Origin of the sequence: Variovorax sp. EL159, assembly GCF_900100965.1 — a bacterium.
Taxonomy (GTDB): domain Bacteria; phylum Pseudomonadota; class Gammaproteobacteria; order Burkholderiales; family Burkholderiaceae_C; genus Variovorax.
In genome coordinates, this window is the sequence record NZ_FMUJ01000006.1 from 167,869 (window position 1) to 193,755 (window position 25,887).

23 protein-coding genes are annotated in these 25,887 nt (G+C 64.7%); 11 read left to right on the forward strand and 12 right to left on the reverse strand.

Translation table 11 applies throughout. From position 1 onward, the window contains the following. Positions 1–6: 6 nt before the first annotated feature. The 6 genes from BLQ28_RS24755 to BLQ28_RS24780 all read right to left on the reverse strand — a co-directional run bounded on the left by BLQ28_RS24755 (position 7) and on the right by BLQ28_RS24780 (position 7,716). A complete protein-coding gene (locus BLQ28_RS24755; RefSeq protein ID WP_093245850.1) occupies positions 7–1,215 on the reverse strand; it encodes a branched-chain amino acid ABC transporter permease in 1,209 nt (402 codons plus the stop codon). 13 nt (positions 1,216–1,228) lie between these two features. Continuing rightward, positions 1,229–2,158, reverse strand: coding sequence for a branched-chain amino acid ABC transporter permease (locus BLQ28_RS24760; protein WP_093245852.1), 930 nt, complete (start codon positions 2,156–2,158; stop codon positions 1,229–1,231). 241 nt (positions 2,159–2,399) lie between these two features. Further along, on the reverse strand, positions 2,400–3,689 hold the full coding sequence (locus BLQ28_RS24765) for a replication-associated recombination protein A (protein ID WP_093245853.1): 1,290 nt from the start codon (positions 3,687–3,689) through the stop codon (positions 2,400–2,402). A 30-nt stretch (positions 3,690–3,719) separates the two neighbouring features. Beyond that, positions 3,720–4,352: an outer membrane lipoprotein periplasmic chaperone LolA gene (gene lolA / locus BLQ28_RS24770; protein WP_093245855.1), complete on the reverse strand. Its 633-nt coding sequence runs from the start codon at positions 4,350–4,352 to the stop codon at positions 3,720–3,722. Positions 4,353–4,510: 158 nt separating this feature from the next. Continuing rightward, a complete protein-coding gene (locus BLQ28_RS24775; protein WP_093245857.1) occupies positions 4,511–6,946 on the reverse strand; it encodes a DNA translocase FtsK in 2,436 nt (811 codons plus the stop codon). Between the two features lie 95 nt (positions 6,947–7,041). Beyond that, a complete protein-coding gene (locus BLQ28_RS24780) occupies positions 7,042–7,716 on the reverse strand; it encodes a Crp/Fnr family transcriptional regulator (protein WP_093245859.1) in 675 nt (224 codons plus the stop codon). A 180-nt stretch (positions 7,717–7,896) separates the two neighbouring features. On the opposite strand from BLQ28_RS24780, the gene trxB reads away from it, so the two are divergent. The 3 genes from trxB (at position 7,897) to rpmG (ending at position 9,548) form a co-directional block, all read left to right on the forward strand. Then, positions 7,897–8,847: a thioredoxin-disulfide reductase gene (trxB, locus tag BLQ28_RS24785; RefSeq protein WP_093245861.1), complete on the forward strand. Its 951-nt coding sequence runs from the start codon at positions 7,897–7,899 to the stop codon at positions 8,845–8,847. 282 nt (positions 8,848–9,129) lie between these two features. Next, a complete protein-coding gene (gene rpmB, locus BLQ28_RS24790; RefSeq protein WP_007830293.1) occupies positions 9,130–9,363 on the forward strand; it encodes a 50S ribosomal protein L28 in 234 nt (77 codons plus the stop codon). Positions 9,364–9,374: 11 nt separating this feature from the next. Beyond that, positions 9,375–9,548 carry a 50S ribosomal protein L33 gene (gene rpmG, locus BLQ28_RS24795; RefSeq protein ID WP_007830291.1) on the forward strand — a complete coding sequence of 58 codons (174 nt, stop codon included), beginning with the start codon at positions 9,375–9,377 and terminating at the stop codon, positions 9,546–9,548. Between the two features lie 172 nt (positions 9,549–9,720). Here the strand turns inward: rpmG and BLQ28_RS24800 are convergent, their stop codons facing one another. The 3 genes from BLQ28_RS24800 to BLQ28_RS24810 form a co-directional block, all read right to left on the reverse strand. Next, positions 9,721–10,935: a DesA family fatty acid desaturase gene (locus BLQ28_RS24800; RefSeq protein WP_093245863.1), complete on the reverse strand. Its 1,215-nt coding sequence runs from the start codon at positions 10,933–10,935 to the stop codon at positions 9,721–9,723. Positions 10,936–11,067: 132 nt separating this feature from the next. Next, complete coding sequence (locus BLQ28_RS24805) at positions 11,068–12,339, reverse strand: RsmB/NOP family class I SAM-dependent RNA methyltransferase (RefSeq protein ID WP_093245865.1); 1,272 nt, start codon at positions 12,337–12,339, stop codon at positions 11,068–11,070. A gap of 41 nt (positions 12,340–12,380) precedes the next feature. Then, positions 12,381–14,234, reverse strand: a complete 1,854-nt coding sequence (locus BLQ28_RS24810) for a M48 family metalloprotease (RefSeq protein WP_093245867.1) — start codon at positions 14,232–14,234, stop codon at positions 12,381–12,383. Between the two features lie 50 nt (positions 14,235–14,284). On the opposite strand from BLQ28_RS24810, the gene BLQ28_RS24815 reads away from it, so the two are divergent. Continuing rightward, positions 14,285–14,518, forward strand: coding sequence for a DUF1653 domain-containing protein (locus tag BLQ28_RS24815; RefSeq protein ID WP_093245869.1), 234 nt, complete (start codon positions 14,285–14,287; stop codon positions 14,516–14,518). Positions 14,519–14,585: 67 nt separating this feature from the next. Here BLQ28_RS24815 and BLQ28_RS24820 read toward each other — a convergent pair whose 3' ends face one another. Together BLQ28_RS24820 and purN are read right to left on the reverse strand one after the other, a co-directional pair. Further along, a complete protein-coding gene (locus BLQ28_RS24820; protein WP_093245871.1) occupies positions 14,586–14,900 on the reverse strand; it encodes an I78 family peptidase inhibitor in 315 nt (104 codons plus the stop codon). Between the two features lie 36 nt (positions 14,901–14,936). Then, the gene (gene purN, locus BLQ28_RS24825; protein WP_093245873.1) at positions 14,937–15,533 is read right to left on the reverse strand and encodes a phosphoribosylglycinamide formyltransferase; all 597 of its coding nucleotides are present in this window, start codon (positions 15,531–15,533) and stop codon (positions 14,937–14,939) included. Between the two features lie 162 nt (positions 15,534–15,695). Here purN and BLQ28_RS24830 point away from each other — a divergent pair, with 162 nt between their 5' ends. The 4 genes from BLQ28_RS24830 to BLQ28_RS24845 all read left to right on the forward strand — a co-directional run bounded on the left by BLQ28_RS24830 (position 15,696) and on the right by BLQ28_RS24845 (position 20,257). Further along, entirely contained in the window at positions 15,696–16,877 is a 1,182-nt protein-coding gene (locus tag BLQ28_RS24830; protein WP_093245875.1) for an acyl-CoA dehydrogenase family protein, read from the forward strand. Between the two features lie 12 nt (positions 16,878–16,889). Next, the gene (locus BLQ28_RS24835) at positions 16,890–18,005 is read left to right on the forward strand and encodes an acyl-CoA dehydrogenase family protein (RefSeq protein WP_093245877.1); all 1,116 of its coding nucleotides are present in this window, start codon (positions 16,890–16,892) and stop codon (positions 18,003–18,005) included. An 83-nt stretch (positions 18,006–18,088) separates the two neighbouring features. After that, a complete protein-coding gene (locus BLQ28_RS24840; protein ID WP_093245879.1) occupies positions 18,089–19,453 on the forward strand; it encodes an alpha/beta fold hydrolase in 1,365 nt (454 codons plus the stop codon). Positions 19,454–19,468: 15 nt separating this feature from the next. Continuing rightward, on the forward strand, positions 19,469–20,257 hold the full coding sequence (locus BLQ28_RS24845; protein ID WP_093245881.1) for an enoyl-CoA hydratase: 789 nt from the start codon (positions 19,469–19,471) through the stop codon (positions 20,255–20,257). A 5-nt stretch (positions 20,258–20,262) separates the two neighbouring features. Here the strand turns inward: BLQ28_RS24845 and BLQ28_RS24850 are convergent, their stop codons facing one another. Next, positions 20,263–20,823 (reverse strand): HNH endonuclease, encoded by a 561-nt coding sequence (locus BLQ28_RS24850; protein ID WP_093245882.1) that lies wholly within the window; start codon positions 20,821–20,823, stop codon positions 20,263–20,265. A gap of 167 nt (positions 20,824–20,990) precedes the next feature. Here BLQ28_RS24850 and BLQ28_RS24855 point away from each other — a divergent pair, with 167 nt between their 5' ends. The 3 genes from BLQ28_RS24855 to lspA all read left to right on the forward strand — a co-directional run bounded on the left by BLQ28_RS24855 (position 20,991) and on the right by lspA (position 25,516). Beyond that, a complete protein-coding gene (locus tag BLQ28_RS24855; RefSeq protein WP_093245884.1) occupies positions 20,991–22,028 on the forward strand; it encodes a bifunctional riboflavin kinase/FAD synthetase in 1,038 nt (345 codons plus the stop codon). A gap of 120 nt (positions 22,029–22,148) precedes the next feature. Beyond that, positions 22,149–24,998: an isoleucine--tRNA ligase gene (gene ileS, locus BLQ28_RS24860; RefSeq protein ID WP_093246166.1), complete on the forward strand. Its 2,850-nt coding sequence runs from the start codon at positions 22,149–22,151 to the stop codon at positions 24,996–24,998. Next, on the forward strand, positions 24,998–25,516 hold the full coding sequence (lspA, locus tag BLQ28_RS24865) for a signal peptidase II (RefSeq protein WP_093245886.1): 519 nt from the start codon (positions 24,998–25,000) through the stop codon (positions 25,514–25,516). The genes ileS and lspA overlap by 1 nt, the downstream gene beginning before the upstream one ends. The last annotated feature ends 371 nt before the right edge of the window (positions 25,517–25,887 follow it).

The following is a 25,887-nucleotide window of genomic DNA, read 5'->3' on the forward strand; positions in this document are numbered from 1 at the left end:
CTGCGCTCACGGATTGATGGACATGGGACGTGAAGCCGGGCCCGGTAATTCATCGGCCGGCGTGTCGATGCCCGGCGCGTGGGTTTGCAGCGACCCCGGTGCCACGGCCGCATGGGCCGGATCGACGGGCACGCCACCCTTCTTGGTCAGCGTCTTGCCATGCTCCGGCGAAGGCCAGAGGCCGCGCGGACGCAGCAGCATGATGATGATCATGGCCAGCGCAATGAAGAGCTGGCGCAGGATCGATGCGTCGAGGCGGCCGTCGGTCATCGACTGCAACGGGCCTGCCACGTAGCGCAGCACTTCGGGCAACGCAGCCAGCAGCACGGCGCCGAGGATGACGCCGGGCAAGTGCCCGATGCCGCCGAGCACGACCATCGCGACGATCATCACCGACTCCATCAGGCTGAAGGACTCGGGCGACACGAAGCCCTGGAAGGCCGCGAACATCGCGCCCGACACGCCACCGAAGCTGGCGCCCATGCCGAAAGCCAGCAGCTTCATGTTGCGGGTGTTGATACCCATGGCCTTGGCGGCGATTTCGTCTTCGCGGATCGCCATCCAGGCACGGCCGATGCGCGAGATCTGCAGGCGATGCGAAATGATCACCGTGGCAACCACCAGTGCAAGGAACAGGTAGTAGTAGAGCGACACCGACGAGATCGAGAAGCCATCGAACTTCCAGGCCTTGCCGAGGTCGAGGCCCCAGAACTTGATGGAGTCGATGGCGGTGATGCCCTTCGGACCGTTGGTGATGTTCACCGGCTGGTCGAGGTTGTTCAGGAACACGCGGATGATTTCACCGAAGCCGAGCGTGACGATGGCCAGGTAGTCGCCGCGCAGCTTGAGCGTGGGCGCGCCGAGCAGCACGCCAAGACAACCGGCCACCACCAGCGCCAGCGGCACCACGATCAGCAGCGAGGTGTGCATGCCGTTCGGGAACATCTGCGCGAACCACGGGAAGGTTTCGGTCAGGTGCGACGAGCCCATCAGCGCGAAGAGATAAGCGCCCACCGCGAAGAAGGCAACGTAGCCCAGGTCGAGCAGGCCGGCGTAGCCGACCACGATGTTCAGGCCCAGTGCGAGCAGCACGTAGAGCAATGCGATGTCGGCGATGCGCACCCAGGCGTTGCCTTGCATCTGCAGCAGCAGCGGCAGGGCAAGCACGGCGATGGCGCCGATGATGTAGAGAGCGAGGTTCTTGCTGTTCTTCATGATGCGTCGCTCCTCAGGCACGGTCCGCCACGCGCTCGCCGAGCAGGCCCGAGGGCCGCAGCGTGAGCATGACGATCAGCACGATGAACGCGAAGATGTCGCTGTAGTTGCTGCCCAGCACACCACCCGTGAGGGTGCCGATGTAGCCGGAGCCGATGGCTTCGATGAGGCCCAGCAGGATGCCGCCGACCACCGCGCCCGCGAGGTTGCCGATGCCGCCGAACACCGCCGCGGTGAAGGCCTTCAGGCCGGGCAGGAAGCCCATCGCGTGCTGTGCGATGCCGTAGTTGGAGGCATACATCACACCGGCGATGGCCGCGAGGATGGCGCCGATGATGAAGGTGGCCGAGATGACCATGTCGGGGCGAATGCCCATGAGCGCCGCAACGCGCGGGTTCTCGGCGGTGGCGCGCATCGCGCGGCCGAGCTTGGTGTAGTTGACCACCCACATCAGCACCACGAGCGAGAACGCCGTGACGCTGAGAATCATGACCTGCGTGGGAGAGATGACTGCGCCGCCCAAGTGGATCGGGTCGGTCGGCAAGAGGTTGGGGTAGGCCTTGTTGGTCGGCTTCCAGATGATCATTGCCAGCGTCTGCAGCAGGATCGACATGCCGATGGCGGTGATGAGCGGAGCAAGCTTGGGGCTGTTGCGCAGCGGCCTGTAGGCCACTTTCTCGATCACGAAATTGAGGGTTGCCGCGACGATGCAGGCAATGATCAGCGCGATGAAGAGGATCAGCCAGCCGGGCGTTCCGGGCATTGCGTCCTGCATGAGTCCGATGATGGTCCAACTGGTGAGTGCCCCCACCATCAGCACTTCCCCGTGCGCAAAGTTGATCAGATTGATGATGCCGTACACCATGGTGTAGCCCAAGGCTATCAAGGCATACATGCTGCCCAGGACCAGACCGTTGATGATCTGCTGCAGCAATATTTCCATAACGCGATTCCCTATGTGTTGCACCGATGCGGGGTGCCATTCACCCACCGAGGCACCGGTTTGGCGCCCTTGGCTTGACAAGCAAAAAACCAGCCAACATGTGTCGCTGGCGGATTTGTGGGCGGGATTGTAGTCACGCACCAGCGCTGATTTGGTGCGTGTTGACCGGGGTTTACCCGCTCACCTCATGCTGTATGCGCGTGAGGTCATGCGCCGCCTGAGCGCATGTTGCAAGACAGTATCAGTCGTCTCGCTCGGCGTTCAGGCGGCGCAGTTCGCGCAGCTTTTCGCCGATGCGGATCTCGAGTCCGCGCTCGACCGGTTCATAGAAAACCTGACCTTCCAACCCCTCGGGAAGGTAACGCTCGCCGGCTGCGAAACCGCCCTCTTCGTCGTGCGCATAGCGGTAACCCTTACCGTAGTCGAGCTCCTTCATGAGCTTGGTCGGCGCGTTGCGCAGGTGCATCGGCACCGGGCGGGTGCTGTCTTTCTTGATAAGGGCGCGCACTTCGTTGTAGGCCTTGTAGACCGCGTTCGACTTGGGCGCGATCGCAAGGTAGACCACGCATTCGGCCAGTGCCAGTTCGCCTTCGGGCGTGCCCAGGCGTTCGTAGACCTCAGCCGCGTCGAGCGCCAGCCGCAACGCACGCGGATCGGCCAGGCCGATGTCTTCGCTCGCCATGCGCACCAGCCGGCGTGCCATGTAGCGCGGATCGGCACCGCCATCGAGCATGCGCACGAACCAGTAGAGCGCGGCATCCGGGTCGCTGCCACGCACCGACTTGTGCAACGCGCTGATGGTGTCGTAGAACTGCTCGCCGCCCTTGTCGTAGCGGCGCATGCGCTCGCCGAGCACACGCAGGAGCCATTCGTCGGTGATGTGGCCCAGCTTCTCGGCACGGGCCGCAATGGCCAGTGTCTCCAGCGTGTTGAGCAGCCGGCGCGCATCGCCGTCTGCATAAGCCACCAAACGGCCGACCGCCGCATCGTCGATGGCCGGCACGGCCTGTATCGCCTGGGCGCGCATGACGATCTGCTTGAGGTCGTCTTCGTTGAGCGACTGCAGCACGTAGACGGCCGCCCGCGACAGCAGCGCCGAGTTGACCTCGAACGAAGGGTTCTCGGTGGTGGCGCCGATGAAGGTGAAGAGGCCCGACTCCACATGCGGCAGGAAGGCATCCTGCTGGCTCTTGTTGAAGCGATGCACTTCATCGACGAAGACGATGGTGCGCTGCTGCTCCAAACCATCGCGCGCTGCCGTTGCACGCTCCACCGCTTCGCGGATGTCCTTCACGCCGCCGAGCACCGCACTGATGCTCAGGAACTGCGCATCGAAGGCATCGGCCATGAGCCGCGCGATCGTGGTCTTGCCGGTGCCCGGCGGCCCCCAGAGGATGCACGAGTGCGGCTGGCCCGACTCGAAGGCAATGCGCAGGGACATGCCCGGCCCCAGCAGATGCTGCTGGCCAATCACTTCGCCCAGCGTCTTCGGACGCAGGCGCTCGGCAAGGGGTTGGTGCGCGGTGGCCAAGCCTGCTGTACTTCTCTTGTTTCTGGTTTCTTATTGCTTGACGACATCCGCGCCGGCAGGCGCCTTGAAGTCGAACACACTCGCGGGCAGCGACGGATTCACCTCGACCTTGCTGAACTTCAGCACCGAGCGCTGGCCGAAGCTGTCGAGAATTTCAAGCGCCGCCAGGGCATCGCCCTGAAAGCCGACCTGCACGCTTTGCAGCTGGCCATCCTTGTTCTTCGGCGTGGCCTTGATCCACTGCAGGCCATCGCGCTCGGGCGCGGCTTCCAGCGCGAAATCGGCCTGCAGCGCACGCAGATCGGGCGCGGCGGCAATCAATGCCGCGGGGGTGGAGCCCAGCGCCTGGGCCTGGGCCCGCTGCGTGACCTGGTTCAGGTCGGCGTCGTAGAGCCAGAGCGTCTTGCCGTCGGCCACGATGGTTTGCGCAAAGGGCTTCTGGTAGTCGAACTTGAATTTGCCGGGGCGCTGGAATTCGAAGGTGCCGGTCGATGTCTTGACGCGGCCCGGTTGCCCTTCGCGCGCGGGTGCCGTCACGGTCTGGGTGAAATCGGCGCGGCCCGATTTGACCGTCTTCACGAAGGTCTCGAGGCTTTCAAGTCCGCCGGCCCAAGCGTTGGCGGAACAAAGAAGGCCGATCAATAGCCAATGACGCAATTTCAATTTGAATTCCTCGGAAAAGCTGTGATGCCTGGCATCGACCCTACACGCAGCCAATTGAGGCCGGTGCAGGTCTTCATGAAGATTTGCGACGCCTCTTGCGTGTTTTTGCAAATTGCTTTTCAGCAAGTAACCTGAATACCGATAACCCGCCTCGCGAATTACTCCGTGCGCGCGGGCACCAGGATTTCGCGCTGGCCGCTGCCGCTCATGGCGCTGACCAGGCCGGCCTTTTCCATGTCTTCGACAAGGCGCGCGGCGCGGTTGTAGCCGATCTTCAGATGGCGCTGCACCAGCGAGATGCTGGCCTTGCGATTCTTGAGCACGACCTCGACCGCCTGGTCGTACATCGGGTCTTTCTCGGCGTCGCCGCCACCACCCAGCATGTCACCGTCACCGTCGCCATCGACCGTGCCGCCTTCGAGCACGCCTTCGATGTAGTCAGGCTCGCCCTGGCTCTTCAGGTAGGCAACCACGCGGTGCACTTCTTCGTCGCTCACGAAGGCGCCGTGCACGCGCACCGGCAAGCCGGTGCCGCTGGGCATGTAGAGCATGTCGCCCATGCCGAGCAGTGCTTCGGCGCCCATCTGGTCGAGGATGGTGCGGCTGTCGATCTTGCTCGACACCTGGAAGGCGATGCGGGTCGGGATGTTGGCCTTGATCAGGCCGGTGATCACGTCGACGCTGGGGCGCTGCGTGGCCAGGATCAGGTGGATGCCGGCGGCGCGCGCCTTCTGCGCGAGGCGGGCAATGAGTTCTTCGATCTTCTTGCCGACGACCATCATCAGGTCGGCCAGCTCGTCGATCACGACGACGATGTGCGGCTCGCGGCGCAACGGTTCCGGATCGTCGGGCGTGAGGCTGAAGGGGTTGTAGATGAACTCCTCGCGCGCCTTGGCTTCGTCGATCTTGGTGTTGTAGCCGGCCAGGTTGCGCACGCCGAGCTTGCTCATGAGCTTGTAGCGGCGCTCCATCTCGGCCACGCACCAGTTCAGGCCGTGCGCAGCCTGTCGCATGTCGGTGACCACGGGCGCCAGCAGGTGCGGGATGCCTTCGTAGACCGACATTTCGAGCATCTTCGGGTCGATCATCAGCAAGCGAACATCGCGTGCCTCGGCCTTGTAGAGCAGCGACAGGATCATGGCGTTGATACCCACCGACTTGCCCGAACCGGTGGTACCGGCCACCAGCACGTGCGGCATCTTCGCGAGGTCGGCCACCACGGGGTTGCCGATGATGTCCTTGCCGAGGCCCATCGTGAGCATCGACTTGCCTTCGTTGTAAACCTGCGAGCCCAGGATTTCGCTGAGCTTGATCGACTGGCGCTTGGCGTTCGGGAGTTCGAGCGCCATGTAGTTCTTGCCAGGAATGGTTTCGACCACGCGGATCGACACCAGCGAGAGCGAACGCGCGAGGTCTTTCGCGAGGTTGACGATCTGCGAGCCCTTGACGCCGGTGGCGGGCTCGATTTCGTAGCGCGTGATGACCGGGCCGGGCGAGGCCAGCACCACCCGCACTTCGACGCCGAAATCCTTCAGCTTTTTCTCGATCATGCGCGAGGTCATCTCGAGCGTGTCGGGCGACACCGTTTCCTGGCGCACCAGCGCGGCATCGAGCAGATCGACCTGCGGCAGCTTGCTGTCGGGCAGTTCCTTGAAGAGCGGCTTCTGGCGCTCCTTGACGACGCGATCGCTCTTGGGCACTTCGGTCATCGCGGGCTCGATCTGTACGGGCGGCGATGCGACGCGGCGCTTGGGCCGCGGCTCGATGTGGATGTCGTCCTCGTCGTCGCCGAACACAGGCGACTCGAAATTCGTGGATGACGGTTCGCTGCCCTTGCCCGAGTCGCCGCGCGTGAAGACCGGTTCGTCGGCCTCGGCACGCTCGCGAGCGGCCTGTTTGCCCATGGCGATATCGGCCGCCATTTCGCGCTTTTCTCGACGCGACTCAAACAGCGAATAGACGCGCGCGCCGATGCGCTCGGCAATCAGGCTCCATGAGAAGCGGAACACCAGCGCAGAGCCGACCACGCCGAGGGCGATGGCCACCAGCGCGGAGCCCGTGAAGCCCATCCAGCGGACACTCGACGGCCCCACCAAGTAGCCCAAAGCACCGCCGCCAGAGCCGGGCAGATGGGATTCGAGGCGGTACAGGCGCGACCACTCGAGCATCGTGCTCGCGCACAGCAACAGGATGAGGCCGAACCAGAATGCGATGCGGCTGCGGTTGAAGCGCCCCTTCACAGGCTGTTCGGCCGGGGCCGCTTCGCCGCCACGCAGCCAGCTCGCCAGTGACGAGAGCCACGCGCGCAAGCCCGCGGCAAGGCACCACCAGACGGAATAGCCCGCCAGGAAATAGCTGCCATCAGCCAGCCACGCGCCGATGCGCCCCCCCCAATTCTTGATGTCGCCACCCGTGCCCGAGGTTGACCACGCGGCATCGGAGGGCGTGAAGCTCAGCATCGCGAGCAGCCAGAACAACAGCGCTGCAAACCCTGCAATCAGCGTGATTTCGTGGGCGAAGCGCATGGCGCGCACGCGCACGGGTTGCCCTTCGGCAGCAGAAGAAGATTGAAGCGTATTGAGCGAATAGGTCATGAAAAACACGGCGCCCGACCCAAAAATCGGGAGCCGGACGCACGAACACTACAACAAAAGGCCCGGCCGCCCGAAGCCGGCCCGGCCCCGGAGGCTCAGGCGAGAGACAGGAGCCGTTCCTTGACGATCATGGAGCCGTCATCCTGGGTCTGCACGAAGCCACGCTCTTCGAGGTCTTTCATCACACGGCTCACCATTTCGCGTGAGGCGCCGACCATCTTGGCCAGATCCTGGCGGGAGATCTTGTCGCGGACCTTGAGGTTGCCCGCGCCGTCCTCGACAGCGAATTCGAGCAGCGAGCGCGCGACACGGCCGTAGACATCCATCAGCGCCAGCGACTCGATCTTGCGGTCGGCATGACGCAGGCGCTGCACCAGGCCGCGCATGATGTTGTAAGCCATCGAGGAGTTCTCGGGCAGGCAGCGCGCAAAGGCGTCGCGGCCCAGCATGAGCACGTCGCACTGGATTTCGGTGCGGACGGTGGCCGAATGCGGCTCGTCGTCGATCAGGCTCATTTCGCCCAGGTAATCGCCGGGATGCAGCGTGGCCAGGATCACTTCCCGGCCGCGACTGTCGGCGCTGGTGACGCGAGCGCGACCAGTCAGGATGATGTAGAGCGCATCGGACTTCTTGCCCTGCTCCACGACAACTTCAGCACGCTTGAAACGCTTCTTGATGATCGCGTCCGCGATGCTTGCGGACTGCGTGGCAGTCAGCGACGCGAACAAAGGAACGCGCCGAAGCAATTCAAGGTTGGACAGCATCGACATTTATCAATCCCTGCTACAGCGCGCGGAGCGATCCAAAAGACAAGCCAATGGATTACTACAATCGCGCGCATTGAAAACACCGTGCACCCGGTGTTGAACCGAGCGGTGATACTCCACATATATCGCTACCACCCTGAAAATGTACACGCTGAAGCAGCGTATATCCTAGGTTTTCTACTCATGTCTGCTCCCCAACACGCCAAGGTTTTAATTCTCGGCTCCGGCCCGGCCGGATATACCGCCGCTGTCTACGCAGCCCGCGCAAATCTTCAGCCTTTGCTCATTACCGGCATCGCACAGGGCGGTCAACTGATGACGACCACCGAAGTCGACAACTGGCCGGCCGACGTGCACGGCGTGCAAGGCCCGGAGCTGATGCAACGCTTCCTGGAGCACGCGGAGCGCTTCAAGACGCAGATCGTGTTCGACCACATCAACAAGGTCGACCTGAGCAAGCGCCCCTTCACCCTCACCGGCGACAGCGGCACCTACACCTGCGACTCGTTGATCATCGCCACCGGTGCCTCCGCCAAATATCTGGGCCTCGATTCGGAAGAGAAGTTCATGGGCCGCGGCGTTTCCGCGTGCGCGACCTGCGACGGCTTCTTCTATCGCGAGCAGGAAGTCTGCGTGATCGGCGGCGGCAACACGGCTGTGGAAGAAGCGCTTTACCTCTCCAACATCGCCAACAAGGTCACGCTGGTTCATCGCCGCGACAAGTTCCGCGCCGAACCGATCCTGATCGACAAGGTCACGGAAAAAGTGGCCGAAGGCAAGATCGTGCTGAAGCTGCACAACCAACTCGACGAAGTGCTGGGCGACGGTACGGGCGTGACGGGCATCCGTATCAAGAACACGCAAACCGGCGCGACCGAGCAGATCGATCTCAAGGGTTGCTTCATCGCCATCGGGCATCACCCGAACACCGACATCTTCCAGGGCCAACTGGAGATGAAGGACAACTACATCGTGACGCGCTCGGGCCTGAAAGGCTTCGCGACCATGACCAGCGTGCACGGCGTGTTCGCGGCCGGCGATGTGCAAGACAACATCTATCGCCAAGCCATTACAAGCGCCGGTACGGGTTGCATGGCGGCACTCGACGCACAGCGCTTCCTCGAAGAGCAGTAAGTCAACGCGGCCCACGCTGCGCGCCGCCTCCGGCGTCACTTTTCCCTTTCTGTGAAACCTGCGTTCCAGCGGAGCTGGAACGCAGTGCCCCAGCCCCAGGATCGCGCAAGCGGCAAAAGAGCTATAATCCGAGGCTTTGCCGAAACAGGGTCCACCTCCTACCGGGGTCGGATTGCGGCAAAACCGGGGTACCGCCACCCGTTTCTGGCGAGGTCAAGCTGCAAAACACCCTGCAATCGCCACGATTGCGCCGGTGCCAGCTGTTCAAGAAAGAGTGTCCACATGGCACGCGTATGCGACGTAACGGGCAAAGGCCCGATGGTCGGAAACAACGTTTCCCACGCCAACAACAAAACCAAGCGCCGGTTCCTGCCGAACCTGCAATACCGCCGTTTCTGGGTCGAGACTGAAAACCGCTGGGTTCGCCTGCGCGTTTCGAGCGCTGCACTGCGCCTGATCGACAAGAACGGTATCGACGCCGTGCTCGCAGACCTGCGTGCACGCGGCCAAGCTTAAGGAGCTGAATCATGGCAACGAGCAAAGGCGGACGCGAAAAGATCAAGCTGGAATCCACCGCGGGTACCGGCCACTTCTACACGACCAGCAAGAACAAGAAGACGATGCCTGAAAAGATGTCGATCATGAAGTTCGACCCCAAGGCGCGCAAGCACGTCGAATACAAGGAAATCAAGCTGAAGTAATTCAGCCTCGGTTTTCCCAAACAAAAAAACCCGCTGTTTACCCAGCGGGTTTTTTGTTGCCCGTCATTTCCTGCACCACCCCGCCTCCAAGACAGTCGAATACGGCGGGCATGAAAAAACCGACCCCCAGGTCGGCTTTCAATTGAGCAGGGGGGCGTGAGCCCGCTCGGTGTCAAGCGCGTGCAGCGCGCAGGCGGGTCGAGAAGTCGCGCAGCCCGGCAATACCGCTGGCTTCCGCCCGATGGCACCAGGCCGCCAGATCGGCCGCCAGTTGCTCGCGCGACTGTGAGGTGTTCAGCCAGAGCTGGCGCAGCTCTTCGCGCATCGTGACCATCTTGTCGAGCACGGGGTGAGCGGCGCGGGCTTGCACGACATGCGAGCGCGCCGATGCAGGCACCTTGTCGTCATCCCGATGCAGCCAGCGCTTGGCCGCCTTGAGCACCGACAGGTCGGCACCCTTGGTCTTCAGCGCCTCCAGCTCCTGGCTCGTGGCACGGCGCATCTCGCGGGCATAGCCAGCCATGACTTCATAGCGGTTGGCAATGACGGCCTCGAGCGTCTTTTCGTTGGCAACAGGCTGGATATCGCCCATCTGCATTTTCGGCGGCACCTTCTTGACCTTGGCCCAGCCGATCTTTTGCATCATCTGGATGTAAATCCAGCCGATGTCGAACTCGTACTTCTTGACCGAGAACTTGGCCGAGGTCGGGTAGGTGTGGTGGTTGTTGTGCAGCTCTTCGCCACCGATGATCAGGCCCCAGGGCATGATGTTGCGGCTGGCATCGGGCGCCTCGAAGTTGCGGTAGCCCCAATAGTGGCCAATGCCGTTGATGATGCCGGCGGCAGTGATCGGAATCCAGAGCATCTGCACAGCCCACACGGCCATGCCGAGCGTGCCGAACAGCGCCAGGTTGATGACCAGCATGAGGCCGACACCTTGCCAGCTGTAGCGCGTGTAGAGGTTGCGCTCGATCCAGTCATCGGGCGTGCCGTGACCGTAGCGCTCCATCGTTTCCTTGTTCTTCGACTCGGCGCGATACAGTTCAGCGCCGCGCCAGAGCACTTCGTCGATGCCCTTGACTTGCGGGCTGTGCGGATCGTCGACGGTTTCGCACTTGGCGTGGTGCTTGCGATGAATGGCAACCCATTCCTTGGTCACCATGCCGGTGCCAAGCCACAGCCAGAAGCGGAAGAAATGCGAGGGGATCGGGCCCAGATCCATGGCCCGGTGCGTCTGCGTGCGGTGCAGAAAAATCGTGACCGCCGCGATGGTGATGTGCGTGGTGACGAGCGTGTACAACACGATTTGCCACCATGTGAGATCCCACAAGCCGTGTCCGAGCCATTCGATGGCCGCATTCAGAACGGCAGAGTCAGGAAGCAACATTGAGTCAGGTACTCCATGGCCACACGAAGGTGCAGCCTTTAGATAACCGGCGATTTTAAGACGGGAGGGCCAAAACGAGGCCTTTTACCCTTCCAGAAAAGCACTGATTAACCCTAGATTGGAGTCCCCTGCCTATTTGCGGTTCCACACCGCGGCGAAGAAACCGTCGGTGGCATGGCGATGCGGCCACAGCCGCAGGTAGCGCCGGCCATCCGCTCCGCCAGCGCAAAGCGCCTCGAAACCCTCCACTTTGAGCCCCTGAAGCAGTTCCGCGGCGTCTATGGGCTCGAAATCGGGGTTGGCGGCACCAAAGGCCTCGGCGATGGCCTCGTTTTCCTCCGGCAGCACGCTGCAGGTGGCGTAAACCAGCCGGCCGCCCGATTTCACGAGCCGTGCCGCGCTTTGGAGAATCGCCGTCTGCTTGACCGTCAATTCCTCGACCGATTTGAGCGACTGACGCCATTTCAGGTCCGGATTGCGCCGCAGCGTACCCAGCCCCGAGCAAGGCGCGTCGACCAGCACACGGTCGATCTTGCCGGCCAGCCGCTTGACGCGGTCGTCGCGCTCATGGGCGATCGCGGCCGGATGAACGTTCGAGAGCTTGCTGCGCGCCAGCCGCGGCTTGAGCGCATCGAGCCGATGCGCCGACGTGTCGAACGCATAGAGACGGCCGGTATTGCGCATCGTCGCGCCGATGGCCAGCGTCTTGCCGCCAGCTCCGGCGCAAAAGTCGACCACCATTTCGCCGCGCTTGGCATCCAGCACGAGCGCCAACAGTTGCGAGCCTTCGTCCTGCACCTCGACAGCGCCGCGGGCAAAAGCATCCAGCTTGGTCAGCGCCGGCTTGCCGTCGATGCGCAAGCCCCACGGCGAAAACGGCGTCGCTTCCGATTTGATAGCAGCCTTCGCAAGCTCCGCCTTCACATCGGCCCGTTTGTCGGTCAGCACGTTGACGCGCAGATCGAGCGGCGCCGGCTGCTGCAGGCTTTCGACCAGCGGCCAGAAACCGTCGCCCAGTTGGGCCTTGAGCGGTGCCACCAGCCACTCGGGCAGGTTGTGGCGATGGCGTTCGAGAAGGTCTTCCGGCTTGACGGCGTCGCAGTTGTCGAGCCAGCGCTTCTCGGTGTCGTTGAGGGCGCTCTTCAGAAAATCGCGCGGGCCGTAAAAGCCCAGGATCGCCATGCGGCGCTCCTTCGAGCCGCTGCCCGAAGGCGAGAGGTGATCGAACAGCAGCTTCTTGCGAAGCACGGTGTAGACAGTCTCGGCGAGCGTCGCGCGCTCGCGTGGGCCGAACTCGCGGTGGTCGCGGAAAAAGCGCGAAACGACCTGGTCGGCGGGGTGATCGAATTTCAGGACAAGGCCCACCAGATCGGCGGTGGCCTCCAACAGGGCTTTGGGGTGCATCCCCCGATTGTCTCAGCCAGCCGGCCCCACGGCCCGAAGCGCTACGCCTGGCGTGTCCAGAGCGTTCCGAAAGCCTGCCGCTCGATGTCTTCCAGGGTGGGCGAATGGCCGACCCACAGCACCAGCGCAGCACCCGGCAAGGTCAGGGTGTGCTCCAGCTGGCGGCACAGTTGCCAGCGGTCGTCGTCGTCCAGACCCGGCAGTTCGATGAACACGATGTAGGCGCGCCGCCACGGAAATTCGCGCAGGTTCTTGCGCACCAGCCAGGCCCGCGACGCGGGCAGGCAGCGCACGAGGTCGGCCCGCAGTTCCCCCAACTCGTAGTCGTTCAGGTCGTGCCGCGAAATCTGGCTGAAAAAGGGCGTGCCGGTAATTTCTTCCCAGGCACGCGCCTCGGCCTCTTCGGCGTCCTTCAGCCGGCCGCGCCAGAGCTTGAGCGCTTCTTCATCGTGCACGCCGGCATCAGGGTCTTCGAGCGAGGCCACGGCGCTCTTCGCCGCCCACCAGCGACTGGCGGCGCCGGACTGGTGCAGCCGCTCCAGCACCGCAAGACGTGTGGCGCGATCGCTGGCCGGCAGCATCTGAACCAGCCCGCGCAGCGCGCCTGGGTGTTCCGGCGCGATCCTCAAGGCGTTTTCATAGCGGGTTCGCACCGGCGCCGACGGGTCGAGGCGCCGCTCGGAATCGGCCCACTCGACCATTTCATCGGGCGTGTTGTGCTCGCCGCGCGCCGCGAGCACGGCGATGCGCTCGCGTATGCGCGACCTGTGCGCGTGGTGCTGCTTCCAGTCGGAGGCATGCGCGCGGCGCCACTGGTTGTCGAAATACTCGATCCACTTCTTGCGATCGGCCAGCAGTTCCAGCGCCGGCCGCACCGACCATTCGGGCAAGACGGCTTTCTGGTCCAGCGCCTCCAGCCGGTCGCGCAAGACCGGATGGGTGTCGTCCAGGTCGCTGACGCGGCGCATTGCGTCGCGCAGTGCCTGGCGCGCGAATTCGTCGCTCGGCGGCGTGCGGACGCGCTTGCGCAAGGCGGCGAACGGCCCTGGCGGCTGCGGCTCGTGCTCGGCGCGCGCCCAGTGCCAGGGCCAGAACTCGTTGGCGTACCAGTTGCCCTTGATCGCGATCTCGGTCAGCGCGGCGGCGGCCACCGGCGCGCCTAGCAGCCGGCCTGAAATGCGGTCGGCCTCGTACTCGTCCTGCCGCGCGAGCGCGAAGGTCTTGGCGGCAAAGCGCGGGAAATACCAGCGGAAGAAGGCCTGCGAGAACAGCGCCATCACGCCTTCGTCGCGTTGCAGGTTGGCGTCGAGCTTGAGCCACGACAGCCGCGTGCGATAGATCCAGGCGCTCAGCTTGCCGTGGTTGCCGCGCAGGTGGCCGTATTCATGCGCCAGGACCGACAGCAGCCGCCGTCGGTCCAGCATCATCAAGAGCGGCAGGCCGATGCTCAGCGAATTGACCGCGCCGCCGAACAGCCCGAAACGCGGCACCTGCCGGATGCTGGCGTTGAATTCGTCGTCCAGGTAGACATGGTGAACCGGCGGCCCCTTGATCCTGGTGCGGATGCGGTCCAGTGCCTCGAAGAGTGCTGGCGCGTCTTCGCGGGAAAGCTCCTGCCCCTCGGGCTCCTCGAAGCGCACCCAGAGCGCCCGCACCGTGGCCCACAGCAGGCCAGCGGCAAACAGCAGGAGCCAGCCCCGCATCAAACCGAAGCGCTCGCGATCGAACGACGAAATCACCCAGACAATGATGCCCACCGCGAGCCCGAGGCAACCCAGCACCCACAGGTAGCCGAGCGCGGCAAAGGCCGCGACGCCACGGCGATAGCGCGCGCTGTCGTCCGCACTGGCATGCTCGCTCAGCCGAACCAGGTGAACAAAATCAGCGCGATCCATCCGCCTCCGTCAAATCAAGACCCGACAGTTTTTGAAGAAAGAAGCCCCCGTTGAACGACGACGACCTGCCACCCCTGATCGAAACACCTCCCGGCCGCTATCGCCACTACAAAGGCGGCGAATACGAGGTGATCGGCACCGTGCGCCACAGCGAAACCCTGGAGCCGATGACGCTGTACCGCGCCTTGTATGGTGCCCATGGACTCTGGGTCCGACCTGCCGCGATGTTTGGCGAAACCGTCGAGATCGACGGCACGCTGCGGCGAAGGTTCACCCCGATCTAGTCCGGCAGGCCTGTTGCGGGCGCCCTGCCTTTGTTGGTTGCTATATTTTCAATAGCAACCGTTTCCATCAACCGCAGCGGACGTCGGTGACGCGGTTGCGCGCGTCGACATCGAGATTGAGTCGCCCGCCATTCAATTCCGTCGTGGCCGCTTCGTCCGGCTTCAGCACGCGCACAACGCCGGCACCGGCACGCACACGGGCGGCGGCTTCGAGTTGAGGTGTCAATGGCTGGCCGACGGCGAACCGGGCGCCGTCCGCGTTGCACTGGTAGACCGGTTCTGGCGGCGGCGCGGGCGCCGGGGCGGGTGCGGGCGCCGGAGCGGCACAGGCCGCCAACAGGGCGGCACCGGCAACGGTCAGCAGCAGCGATTGGGTTTTCACTTCAAACTCCCGGAAAACCCGCGAATATAAACAAAATTAGCGAATGTGACCCGATGTATCTGCCAGCCATCCGGCGATGGCACGTGGATACAACAGGTGTTCCTGCGCCAGCACCCGGCCCGCCAGCGTGGCCGCCGTGTCGCTTGGCAGCACGGGCACCACGGCCTGCGCCAGGATCGGCCCGTGGTCGAGTTCGGTGGTCACCTGGTGGACGGTCACGCCAGCCACCTTGCAGCCGGCCTCGATGGCGCGCTGATGCGTATGGAGCCCCGGAAATGCCGGGAGCAACGAAGGATGAATGTTCACCAGCCGGCCGGCATAACGCCCGACGAAGCCCGGCGTCAGGATGCGCATGAACCCCGCGAGCACCACCAGCGTCGGCGTGTAGCCGTCGACGACCTTCGCCAGCGCCTCGTCGAAGGCCTCGCGGGTGGCGAAGTCCTTGTGGGGGACGACGGCGGTGTCGATGCCGTGCGACCTGGCCAGTGCCAGTCCGCCCGCCTCGGCCTTGTTGCTCACGACCGCCGCGATGCGCGCGCCGAATCGGTCGGCCCAGCGGTCGCGCTCGGCGGCGCGCACGATGGCCGCCATGTTGGAGCCGCCGCCGGAAATCAGGATCACGATGTTCTTCATGGGAGGCGGGATTATCCGTGCCCCCGATTCCGCCCCGGCCAAGGCATCGTTGTCACGGCTTGTCGCCGCGCGGACACCGTTTCACAGCACGACCGTGCTAAAACTCGTGGTTCCGGAGACACACCGCGTCTGCGGTGAACCGATCAACACAGCGAGGCACGCATGGATTTGAGCTTCACACCCGAAGAACAGAAGTTCCGCGAAGAGGTTCGCGCCTGGGTCAAAGAAAACCTTCCCAAAGAGATTTCGCACAAGGTGCACAACGCGCTCGAACTGACGCGCGACGATCTGCAGAACTGGGCCAAGATTCTTGGCAAGAAGGGCTGGCTCGGCTACGGCTGGCCCAAGGAATTCGGCGGCCCCGGCTGGACCGCCATCCAGCGCCACCTGTTCGAAGAGGAAACCGCACTGGCCGGCGCGCCGCGCATCATCCCGTTCGGCCCCGTCATGGTGGCCCCGGTGATCATGGCCTTCGGCAACGCCGAGCAGCAAAAGCGCTTTCTCCCCGGCATCGCCAGCGGCGAAGTCTGGTGGAGCCAGGGCTACAGCGAACCCGGCTCGGGCTCCGACCTGGCTTCGGTCAAGACCAAGGCCGAGCGCAAGGGCGACAAGTACATCGTCAACGGCCAGAAGACCTGGACCACGCTCGGCCAGTACGGCGACTGGATGTTCAACCTCGTGCGCACCAGCAACGAAGGCAAGCCGCAGACCGGCATCAGCTTCCTGCTGCTCGACATGAAGTCGCCCGGCGTCACCGTGCGCCCGATTAAGCTGCTCGATGGCGGCCATGAAGTGAACGAAGTGTTCTTCGACAACGTCGAAGTGCCCGCCGAGAACCTGATCGGCGAAGAGAACAAGGGCTGGACCTACGCCAAGCACCTGCTCTCGCACGAGCGCACCAACATCGCCGACGTGAACCGCGCCAAGCGCGAACTCGAACGCCTCAAGCGCATCGCCAAGAGCGAAGGCGTCTACGACGACCAGCGCTTCCGCGACGAGATCGCCAAGCTCGAAGTCGACATCGTCGCCCTCGAAATGATGGTGCTGCGCGTGCTCTCGGCCGCGACCTCGGGCAAGAACTCGCTCGACGTGGCAGGCCTGCTCAAGATCCGCGGCAGCGAGATCCAGCAGCGCTACAGCGAACTGATGATGCTGGCCGGCGGCCCGTATTCGCTGCCGCTGATCCGCGAAGCGATGGAAGCCGGCTGGCAAGGCAACTTCCCGGGCGGCAATCCGGCCATCGCGCCGCTGACGTCGACCTTCTTCAACATGCGCAAGACCACCATCTACGGCGGTTCGAACGAAGTGCAACGCAACATCGTCGCGCAGACGGTTCTGGGCTGAGGAGACACGCACATGGATTTCAATTTCACCGACGACCAGGAACAACTGCGCGACGCCGTTCGCAAGTGGGTCGACAAAGGCTATGACTTCGAACGCCGTCGCGGCATCGAAGCCAAGGGCGGCTTCTCGCGCGAGGCCTGGGACGAACTGGCCGAACTCGGCCTGGGCGGCCTGTACATCAGCGAAGACGACGGTGGCCTGGGCATGGGCCCGGTGGCCGGCATGGTCGTCATGGAAGAACTGGGCCGCGGCATCGTGCTGGAGCCCTTCGCGCAGACGCTGATCGCCGGCGCAGTGCTCAGCGGCTACGCCGACGCAGGCACCAAGGAAGGCTGGCTGCCGCGCATCGCCGGCGGCCAGGCCATCGTGGTGCTGGCCTACCAGGAGCGCAAGGCACGCTACCGCCTCGACGTGTGCGACGCCCACGCCGCCAAGACCGGCACCGGCTGGTCGCTGAACGGCGCCAAGAGCGTGGTGCCCGTGGGCGACGAAGCCGACGCCTACCTCGTGCCCGCCAAGGTCGACGGCAAGATCGCCCTCTTCCTGGTCGAGCGCAGCGCCAGCGGTGTCGAGGCGCGCGGCTACGGCACGCAAGACGGCGGCCGCGCGGCCGAAGTCGTGTTCGACAAGGCCGACGCGACGCTGATCACGCTCGACGGCCTCGCCGCCCTTGAATACGCGGTCGACGTCGGCATTGCCGCCACCTGCGCCGAAGCCGTCGGCGTGATGGACAAGACGGTTGCCGTGACCATCGAGTACATGAACCAGCGCAAGCAGTTCGGCGTGGTCATCTCCAGCTTCCAGGCGCTGCGCCATCGTGTCGCCGACATGAAGATGCAGCTCGAACTGGCACGCTCGATGAGCTACTACGCCACGCTCAAGCTCAACGCCCCGGCCGAAGAGCGCCGCCAGGCGCTGGCGCGCGCCAAGTACCAGCTCGGCGTGTCGATGCGCTTCGTGGCGGCCAACTCGGTGCAGCTGCACGGCGGCATCGGGGTGACCGACGAATACATCGGCAGCCACTACTTCCGCAAGCTCACGCAGCTCGAACTGACCTTCGGCGACACCCTGCACCACCTGGGCGAAGTGTCGGCCCGCATGCAGGACACCGCCGGCGTCTTCGCCTGACGGCCTTTTTCCCCTAGCATCCAACGCCCACCCGCCTTGCGCCGGTGGGCGTTTTAACTTGGAACCCAGCCCAGGATCGAAACATGCCATCACGCCGCACCCTCCTTGCCCTCGCCCTCCTCGGGACCGCATCGACCACCGCCATGCTGACCGCTTGCGCCACCGCGCCCTCGCCTTCGTTCACCGAACGTCCGCCGATCGTGTTCATGCACGGCAACGGCGATTCGGCGGCGCTGTGGCAAACGACGATCTGGCGCTTCGAGTCGAACGGCTGGCCGCGCGACCGGCTGTTTGCGGTCGACCAGCCCAATCCCCTCGCGCGCGACGACGACGCCGTGGCGCAGCCGGGCCGCAGTTCGACCGGCGAGTCGGCCGTCTTCCTCAAGGCCCAGGTCGACAAGGTGCTGAAGGCCACCGGCGCCAGCAAGGTGGTGCTGATCGGCAATTCACGCGGCGGCAACACCATCCGCAACTACGTACAGAACGGCGGCGGCGCGGCGGTGGTGAGCCACGTGGTGCTGGGCGGCAATCCGGCGCACGGCATCTGGGCGGTGAAGGGCTTCCGCGAGAACAACGAGTTCTCGGCGTTGTCGGGCTTCATGCAGCAGCTCAATGCACCGAAGGGGCCGAACGGCGAAGAAGTCACGCCCGGCGTGAAATGGCTGACGCTGCGCTCGGACAACAACGACAAATACGCCCAACCCGACGGCGTGTGGATCGGCGCGCCCGGCAAGCCGACCAACATCGGCTTCGACGGCCCGGCGCTCAAGGGCGCGACCAACATCGTGCTGCCGCGCGTCGACCATCGCGAGACCTCGTTCTCGCCCGCCGCATTTGCAGCGACGTGGCAGTTCCTGACCGGCGAGGCGCCGCGCACCACGGCGGTGGTGGCCGAGGCGAATGTCGTGCTCGATGGCCGCGCGATCGGCGCCGAAAACCTTTCGTTGAACGGCGGGCAGGTGACGGTGTTTGCCGTCGACCCGGCCACGGGCGTTCGGCGCGGCGACGCGGTGCATACCAAGAACATCGGTGCGGATGGGCGCTGGGGCCCGTTCAGTGCGCGCGGCGACACGGCCTACGAGTTCGTCCTCAGTGCACCGGGCTATGGCACCACGCACATCTACCGCAGCCCGTTCCCGCGCAGCAGCAGCGTCGTGCATCTGCGCCCCGAGCGCATCGTGCCGGCCGATGACGGCGCCAATGCCGTCGTCGTCTTCACCCGGCCGCGCGGCTACTTCGACGCACAGCGCGACACCATGCGCTTCGACGGCCAGAGCCCGCCAGCGGGCGTGCCACCGAAGGGCGCGGGGGTGGCGACTTCGCGGCTGCGCATTGCCGCCAGCGGACCACAGCGCGCGGTGACGGGCGAGTTCAACGGTGAGCGCATCACCGGGCTGACGTGGCCCGCCGCCAAGGAGCACACCACGGTGCTCGAGCTGACTTACTGAGCGAGGCGCGCCACCGTGTCCGACGCCTCCGCCCCTTTCGTGCTGGCCACGCGCGATGCGCGCGGCGTGGTCACGTTGACGCTGAACCGCCCGGCTTCGTTCAATGCGCTCTCCGAAGGCATGCTAGGCGCGCTCGAACAGGCCATCGGCGAGATCGCGGCCGACGACACCGTGCGCGCCGTCGTCATCGCGGCGGCGGGCAAGGCCTTCTGCGCGGGCCACGACCTGAAGGAAATGCGCGCCGAGCCTTCGCTGGGCTACTACCAGCAGCTCTTCGAGCGCTGCGGCGCGATGATGTTGTCGATCCAGCGGCTGCCTGTGCCGGTGATCGCGCGCGTGCATGGCATCGCGACGGCGGCGGGCTGCCAACTGGTCGCGGTCTGCGATCTGGCGGTGGCGTCGAGTGACGCGCGCTTTGCGGTCAGCGGCGTGAACGTGGGGCTGTTCTGCGCCACGCCGAGCGTCACGCTGTCGCGCAACCTGGGGCGCAAGGAAGCCTTCGAAATGCTGGTGACGGGCGAATTCATCAGCGCGCAGGAGGCCCGCGAAAAGGGCCTGGTCAACCGGGTGGCAGCGCCTGCCGAGCTCGATGCCGCGGTCGAATCGCTGGTGGCCAGCATCGTCGCCAAGCCGCGCCAGGCGCTCGCGCTCGGCAAGGCCTTGTTCTACCGCCAGCTCGAAACCGGCATCGAAGCCGCACTGGCCGACGCCAGCCAGACCATGGCCTGCAACATGATGGACGAGAGTGCGCTCGAAGGCGTTCAGGCCTTCATCGAAAAGCGCCCGCCGGACTGGAAGCGCTGAAGAAGCTAGGTGTCGTGCAGCCGCGAGCTTTGCGGCAGGTGCGCCATCAAGAACTCCATCTGGTCCGCCAGGATGCGGCGGTTGCGCAGGATGAAGTCTTCCCAGAGGCTGGGCACGTAGGGCGCATACAGCAGCGGCATGTTCGCCTGCTCGGGCGTGCGGCTGCTCTTGCGATGGTTGCACGGCTTGCAGGCCGTGACCACGTTCATCCAGGTGTCGATGCCCTTCTGGGCGAACGGAATGATGTGCTCGCGCGTGAGCTCGTCTTCATGGAAATGCCCGCCGCAATAGGCGCAGACATTGCGGTCGCGCGAGAACAGCTTGCTGTTGGTCAGGCCTGGACGCTGGGTGAAGGGATTGATGCGCGGCACGCCCTTGGTGCCGATGATGCTGTTGATCGCGATCTGCGACTGCTCGCCCGTGATCGCGTTGTGGCCGCCACGAAACACCGCGACCTGCGCGCCCACTTCCCAGCGAACTTCGTCCGCCGCATAGTGGATCACCGCCTGTTCCAGCGAAATCCATGACTGGGGCAGCCCTTGGGCCGACAGCTTCAAGACCTTCACACACGCCTCCTCAAGAAAGGGAGAGAACACGGAAAGACCAGGGACACGGAGCGCATCGGAGACCCACGCCAATCAACGCACTGCGTCACAATATACCGGCTTTGTGACAAAACGGCCTGACTCGCCCATTTGACGGGCGAAAGGCGCTATCAAAAAGATACTCACCGATGCAGGTTTTCCGCGGCTTCCGGCACCCGGGCGTAGCTCCGGCCTGCGCCCTCACGATTGGTAATTTCGACGGCGTGCACCGTGGCCACCAGGCCATGCTCGCGCTTTTGCAGACCGAGGCCCGCCAGCGCGGGCTGCCGAGCTGCGTCATGACCTTCGAGCCCCATCCGCGCGACTATTTCGCGGCCCTCACCAAAAAACCCGACCTGGCGCCCGCGCGCATCGGCACGCTGCGCGACAAGCTCAGCGAGCTCGCGGCCTGCGGCGTGGCCCAGACCATCGTGCTGCCCTTCGATGCCCGGCTGGCCTCGCAGTCACCCGAAGAATTCATCCAGAACGTGCTGGTCGACGGCCTGGGCGCGCGCTACGTGCTGGTGGGCGACGACTTCCGCTTCGGCGCCAAGCGGGCCGGCGACTACGCCATGCTCGACGCGGCCGGCGACGCCCGCGGCTTCGACGTGGCGCGCATGAACAGCTACGAGGTGCATGGCCTGCGGGTTTCCAGCTCGGCGGTGCGCGAGGCGCTGGCCGAAGGCCGCATGGCCGACGCCCAGACGCTGCTCGGCCGGCCCTACACAATTTCGGGCCATGTGGTCCACGGCCGCAAGCTCGGCCGCGCGCTGGGCGCCTCGGCACCGGGCCAGGACGACGGCTTTCGCACCCTCAACCTGCGCTTCAAGCACTGGAAACCGGCCGCCAGCGGCATCTTCGCGGTGCTGGTGCATGGCCTGGCCGACAAGCCGCTGCCCGGCGTGGCGAACCTCGGCGTGCGCCCTTCGCTCGATGCCAACGACGTCAACGGCGGCCGGGTTCTGCTGGAGACGCACTGCCTGGAGTGGCCCTCGCATCTGGGGTCCGAAGGGGCCTACGGTAAAATCGTCCGCGTGGAACTCCTGCACAAATTGCACGACGAATTGCGCTACACCAGCCTCGAAGCCCTCACAGCGGGCATCGCGAAGGATGGCCGCGACGCACGTGCGTTCTTTGCATCGACCCACGCCGAAACCCACCGCCAGACCACGCGCGACCGAATTTAGCCCTGCACGCACCGTGCTGCCGCCCTTCGACAAGCTCAGGGCGAACGGCTTTTCTTCCGCACCGACCGCTCAATGCAGTTCGGGCTGAGCCTGTCGAAGCCCCCTGTTTCGCACCCCAACATGTCTGACGCTGCTCCCCCCACCGATTACCGTTCCACGCTGAACCTGCCCGACACCCCCTTCCCGATGCGCGGCGACCTGCCCAAGCGCGAGCCGGGCTGGGTGAAGGAATGGAACGACGAAGGCCGCTACCACCGCCTGCGCGACGCCCGCCACGGCGCGCCCAAGTTCATCCTGCACGACGGCCCGCCGTATGCCAACGGCCAGATCCACATGGGCCACGCGGTGAACAAGATCCTCAAGGACATGATCACCAAGGCGCGCCAGCTCGAAGGCTACGACGCGCTGTACGTGCCCGGCTGGGACTGCCATGGCCTGCCGATCGAGAACGCCATCGAAAAGCAGTACGGCCGCAACCTGAGCCGCGACGAGATGCAGGCCAAGAGCCGCGCCTACGCCACCGAGCAGATCGCCCAGCAGATGGCCGACTTCCAGCGCCTGGGCGTGCTGGGCGAGTGGGATCACCCCTACAAGACGATGGACTTCGCCAATGAAGCCGGCGAATTGCGCGCGTTCAAGCGCGTGATCGAGCGCGGCTTTGTGTATCGCGGTCTGAAGCCCGTGTACTGGTGCTTCGACTGCGGCTCGTCGCTGGCCGAATTCGAGATCGAATACGCCGACAAGAAGAGCCAGACCATCGACGTGGCCTTCAAGGCGCACGACCGCGAAAAGGTGCTCAAGGCCTTCGAGGCCGACCACCTGCTGCTGGGCGACATCTTCGCCGTGATCTGGACCACCACCGCGTGGACCATCCCCGCCAACCAGGCGATCAACCTCAACCCCGAGCTTGAATATTCGCTGGTCGACACCGAGCGCGGCCTGCTGATCCTGGCCAACTCGCTGGTCGAGATGTGCATGAACCGCTATGCGCTCGACGGCAAGGTGGTTGCCACGGTCAAGGGCGAGAAGCTCGGCGGCCTCGAGTTCGAACACCCGCTGTACGACGTCGACGCCGGCTACAAACGCCTGTCGCCCGTGTACCTGGCCGACTACGCCACCGCCACCGACGGCACCGGCCTGGTCCACTCCTCGCCTGCCTACGGCGTGGACGACTTCAACTCCTGCATCGCGCACGGCGTGGCGTACGACGACATCCTGAACCCGGTGCAGGGCAACGGCAGCTACGCGCCCGACTTCCCGCTGTTCGGCGGCCAGAACATCTGGAAGGCCGTGCCGGTCATCATCGCCGCGCTGCGCGACGCCAACCGGCTGATGACCACCGAGACCATCACCCACAGCTACCCGCACTGCTGGCGCCACAAGACGCCGGTGATCTACCGCGCGGCCGCGCAGTGGTTCGTGCGCATGGACGAGGGCGAAGGCGTGTTCACCAAGGACAAGGCCCCCAAGACGCTGCGCCAGACCGCGCTCGACGCCATCGAGCAGACCAGTTTCTACCCCGAGAACGGCAAGGCGCGCCTGCACGACATGATCGCCGGCCGTCCCGACTGGTGCATCAGCCGCCAGCGCAGCTGGGGCGTGCCGATCCCGTTCTTCCTGCACAAGGATTCGGGCGAGCTGCATCCGCGCACGATGGAAATCCTCGACCAGGCGGCCGACATCGTCGAGAAGGGCGGCATCGAGGCCTGGAGCCGTGTGACCGTCGAAGAGATCCTCGGCGCCGAAGACGCACCGCACTACACCAAGAGCACCGACATCCTCGAGGTGTGGTTCGACTCGGGCTCGACCTTCTATCACGTGCTGCGCGGCACGCACCCCACGGTGCACCACGAGACCGGCCCCGAAGCCGACCTGTACCTCGAAGGCCACGACCAGCATCGCGGCTGGTTCCATTCGTCGCTGCTGATCGCCTGCGCGCTGGAAGACCGCGCGCCGTACAAGGGCCTGCTCACGCACGGCTTCACGGTGGATGCCAAGGGCATCAAGATGAGCAAGTCGCTCAAGAACGGCATCGACCCGCAAGAGATCAGCAGCAAGCTGGGCGCGGAAATCATCCGCCTGTGGGTGGCTGCGAGCGACTACTCGGGCGACATCGCGGGCGACGACAAGATCCTTGCGCGCGTCGTCGATGCCTACCGCCGCATCCGCAACACGCTGCGCTTCCTGATGGCGAACACCAGCGACTTCGACATCACGAAGGACGCGGTGCCGCTCGACCAGCTGTTCGAGATCGACCGCTACGCGCTGGCGCGCGCGGCGCAGTTCCAGACCGAGATCCTTGCGCACTACAAGGTGTACGAGTTCCATCCGGTGGTGGCCAAGCTGCAGATCTACTGCTCGGAAGACCTGGGCGGCTTCTACCTCGACATCCTGAAGGACCGTCTCTACACGACGGCCCCGGGCTCGCTCGCGCGCCGCAGTGCGCAGACGGCGCTGTGGCACATCTCGCAAGCCATGCTGCGCTGGATGGCCCCGTTCCTGAGCTTCACGGCCGAAGAGGCGTGGAAGTTCGTGGGCACCGGCAAGCCGGGCGAATCGATCTTTGCGCAGACGTACAGCCAGTTCGCGGCACCCGACGAAGCCCTGCTCGCCAAGTGGAGCCGCGTCCGCGAGATCCGCGATGCGGTGAACAAGAACATCGAAGCGGTGCGCGCCGAAGGCAAGGTCGGATCGTCGCTGCAGGCCAACCTGCAGCTGACGGCACCGGCCGACGACTTCGCGCTGCTGGGCTCGCTGGGCGACGACCTGAAGTTCGTCTTCATCACCTCCGCGATCGAGCTGGCCGCTGGCGAAGCGCTGTCGACGGTGGTGATGCCGAGCACCGCACAGAAGTGCGACCGCTGCTGGCACTACCGCGACGACGTGGGCCACGATCCGGCCCATCCGACGATTTGCGGGCGCTGCACGAGCAACCTGTTCGGCGCGGGCGAATCACGGAGCTTTGCCTGATGGCGGCCGCGCGCTCCGCATCGGCATCGCGTTCGCGCGGTGGCAGCCTGGGCATCTGGCCCTGGCTGGGGCTGGCGCTGATCATCGTGATGATCGACCAGTTCACCAAGACGCTGATCCTGGGCTACTACAAGGTCGGTGACTGGACCTACGTCACGAGCTTCTTCAATGTCGTGCGGGCGCACAACACGGGGGCAGCCTTCTCATTCCTGGCGGATCACTCGGGGTGGCAGCGCTGGTTCTTCACGGCCATCGGCGTGGGCGCTGCGATATTCATCGTCTGGATGCTGAGGTCGCACGCGGGGCAGAAGCTGTTCTCCTTCTCCATGGCTTGCATCCTGGGCGGGGCCATCGGCAACGTGGTCGACCGGATGATGCATGGGTACGTGGTGGACTTTTTGAGCTTCCATCTGGGGAACTGGTACTTCCCGGCGTTCAATGCTGCGGACAGTGCGATCACGTTGGGCGCGATCTGTTTGATCGTTGACGAGATTCGTCGCGTTCGGCGCGGCAAGTAGTCTTCTTTTTGGGCGGCGCCCGGTAGGCGGTACGGCGCGGCCAGCCCCGCTGTGCCGGCCGCTTCGCGGCTTCCCTGCGGTGCTCGCGTTTCGCGGGGTCTCGCAGAACTCGCTACGCTCAAACAGCTGCGAGCCCTGATCCGCGAAACGCTGCGCTCCTCGGCGGCCCAGAGGGGCCGACCACGCCGCACCGCCTACCGGGCGCTTGTCGTGGCGTTGATGCCGTCTGCCCTCACCCCAACCCTCTCCCGCAGGGAGAGGGAGTAATACGGGGACGCGCCCTCGAAGACGGGGGCATGGCAACGGCACCCCTGACAAACAAAATCTAAAGGGTTTCTCCCCGCTTCCAAGGCCTGTCATAGCGGGGTCAT

Bases quoted from the DNA above. Each gene is read 5' to 3' on its own strand.
- BLQ28_RS24800 (WP_093245863.1), bottom strand. From the start codon at position 10,935: ATGTTGCTTCCTGACTCTGCCGTTCTGAATGCGGCCATCGAATGGCTC.
- BLQ28_RS24855 (WP_093245884.1), top strand. From the start codon at position 20,991: ATGCAGGTTTTCCGCGGCTTCCGGCACCCGGGCGTAGCTCCGGCCTGC.
- BLQ28_RS24805 (WP_093245865.1), bottom strand. From the start codon at position 12,339: ATGCACCCCAAAGCCCTGTTGGAGGCCACCGCCGATCTGGTGGGCCTT.
- BLQ28_RS24755 (WP_093245850.1), bottom strand. From the start codon at position 1,215: ATGAAGAACAGCAAGAACCTCGCTCTCTACATCATCGGCGCCATCGCC.
- BLQ28_RS24780 (WP_093245859.1), bottom strand. From the start codon at position 7,716: ATGTCGATGCTGTCCAACCTTGAATTGCTTCGGCGCGTTCCTTTGTTC.
- BLQ28_RS24810 (WP_093245867.1), bottom strand. From the start codon at position 14,234: ATGGATCGCGCTGATTTTGTTCACCTGGTTCGGCTGAGCGAGCATGCC.
- ileS (WP_093246166.1), top strand. From the start codon at position 22,149: ATGTCTGACGCTGCTCCCCCCACCGATTACCGTTCCACGCTGAACCTG.
- BLQ28_RS24840 (WP_093245879.1), top strand. From the start codon at position 18,089: ATGCCATCACGCCGCACCCTCCTTGCCCTCGCCCTCCTCGGGACCGCA.
- BLQ28_RS24835 (WP_093245877.1), top strand. From the start codon at position 16,890: ATGGATTTCAATTTCACCGACGACCAGGAACAACTGCGCGACGCCGTT.
- BLQ28_RS24830 (WP_093245875.1), top strand. From the start codon at position 15,696: ATGGATTTGAGCTTCACACCCGAAGAACAGAAGTTCCGCGAAGAGGTT.
- rpmG (WP_007830291.1), top strand. From the start codon at position 9,375: ATGGCAACGAGCAAAGGCGGACGCGAAAAGATCAAGCTGGAATCCACC.
- rpmB (WP_007830293.1), top strand. From the start codon at position 9,130: ATGGCACGCGTATGCGACGTAACGGGCAAAGGCCCGATGGTCGGAAAC.
- BLQ28_RS24760 (WP_093245852.1), bottom strand. From the start codon at position 2,158: ATGGAAATATTGCTGCAGCAGATCATCAACGGTCTGGTCCTGGGCAGC.
- trxB (WP_093245861.1), top strand. From the start codon at position 7,897: ATGTCTGCTCCCCAACACGCCAAGGTTTTAATTCTCGGCTCCGGCCCG.
- purN (WP_093245873.1), bottom strand. From the start codon at position 15,533: ATGAAGAACATCGTGATCCTGATTTCCGGCGGCGGCTCCAACATGGCG.
- lspA (WP_093245886.1), top strand. From the start codon at position 24,998: ATGGCGGCCGCGCGCTCCGCATCGGCATCGCGTTCGCGCGGTGGCAGC.
- BLQ28_RS24775 (WP_093245857.1), bottom strand. From the start codon at position 6,946: ATGACCTATTCGCTCAATACGCTTCAATCTTCTTCTGCTGCCGAAGGG.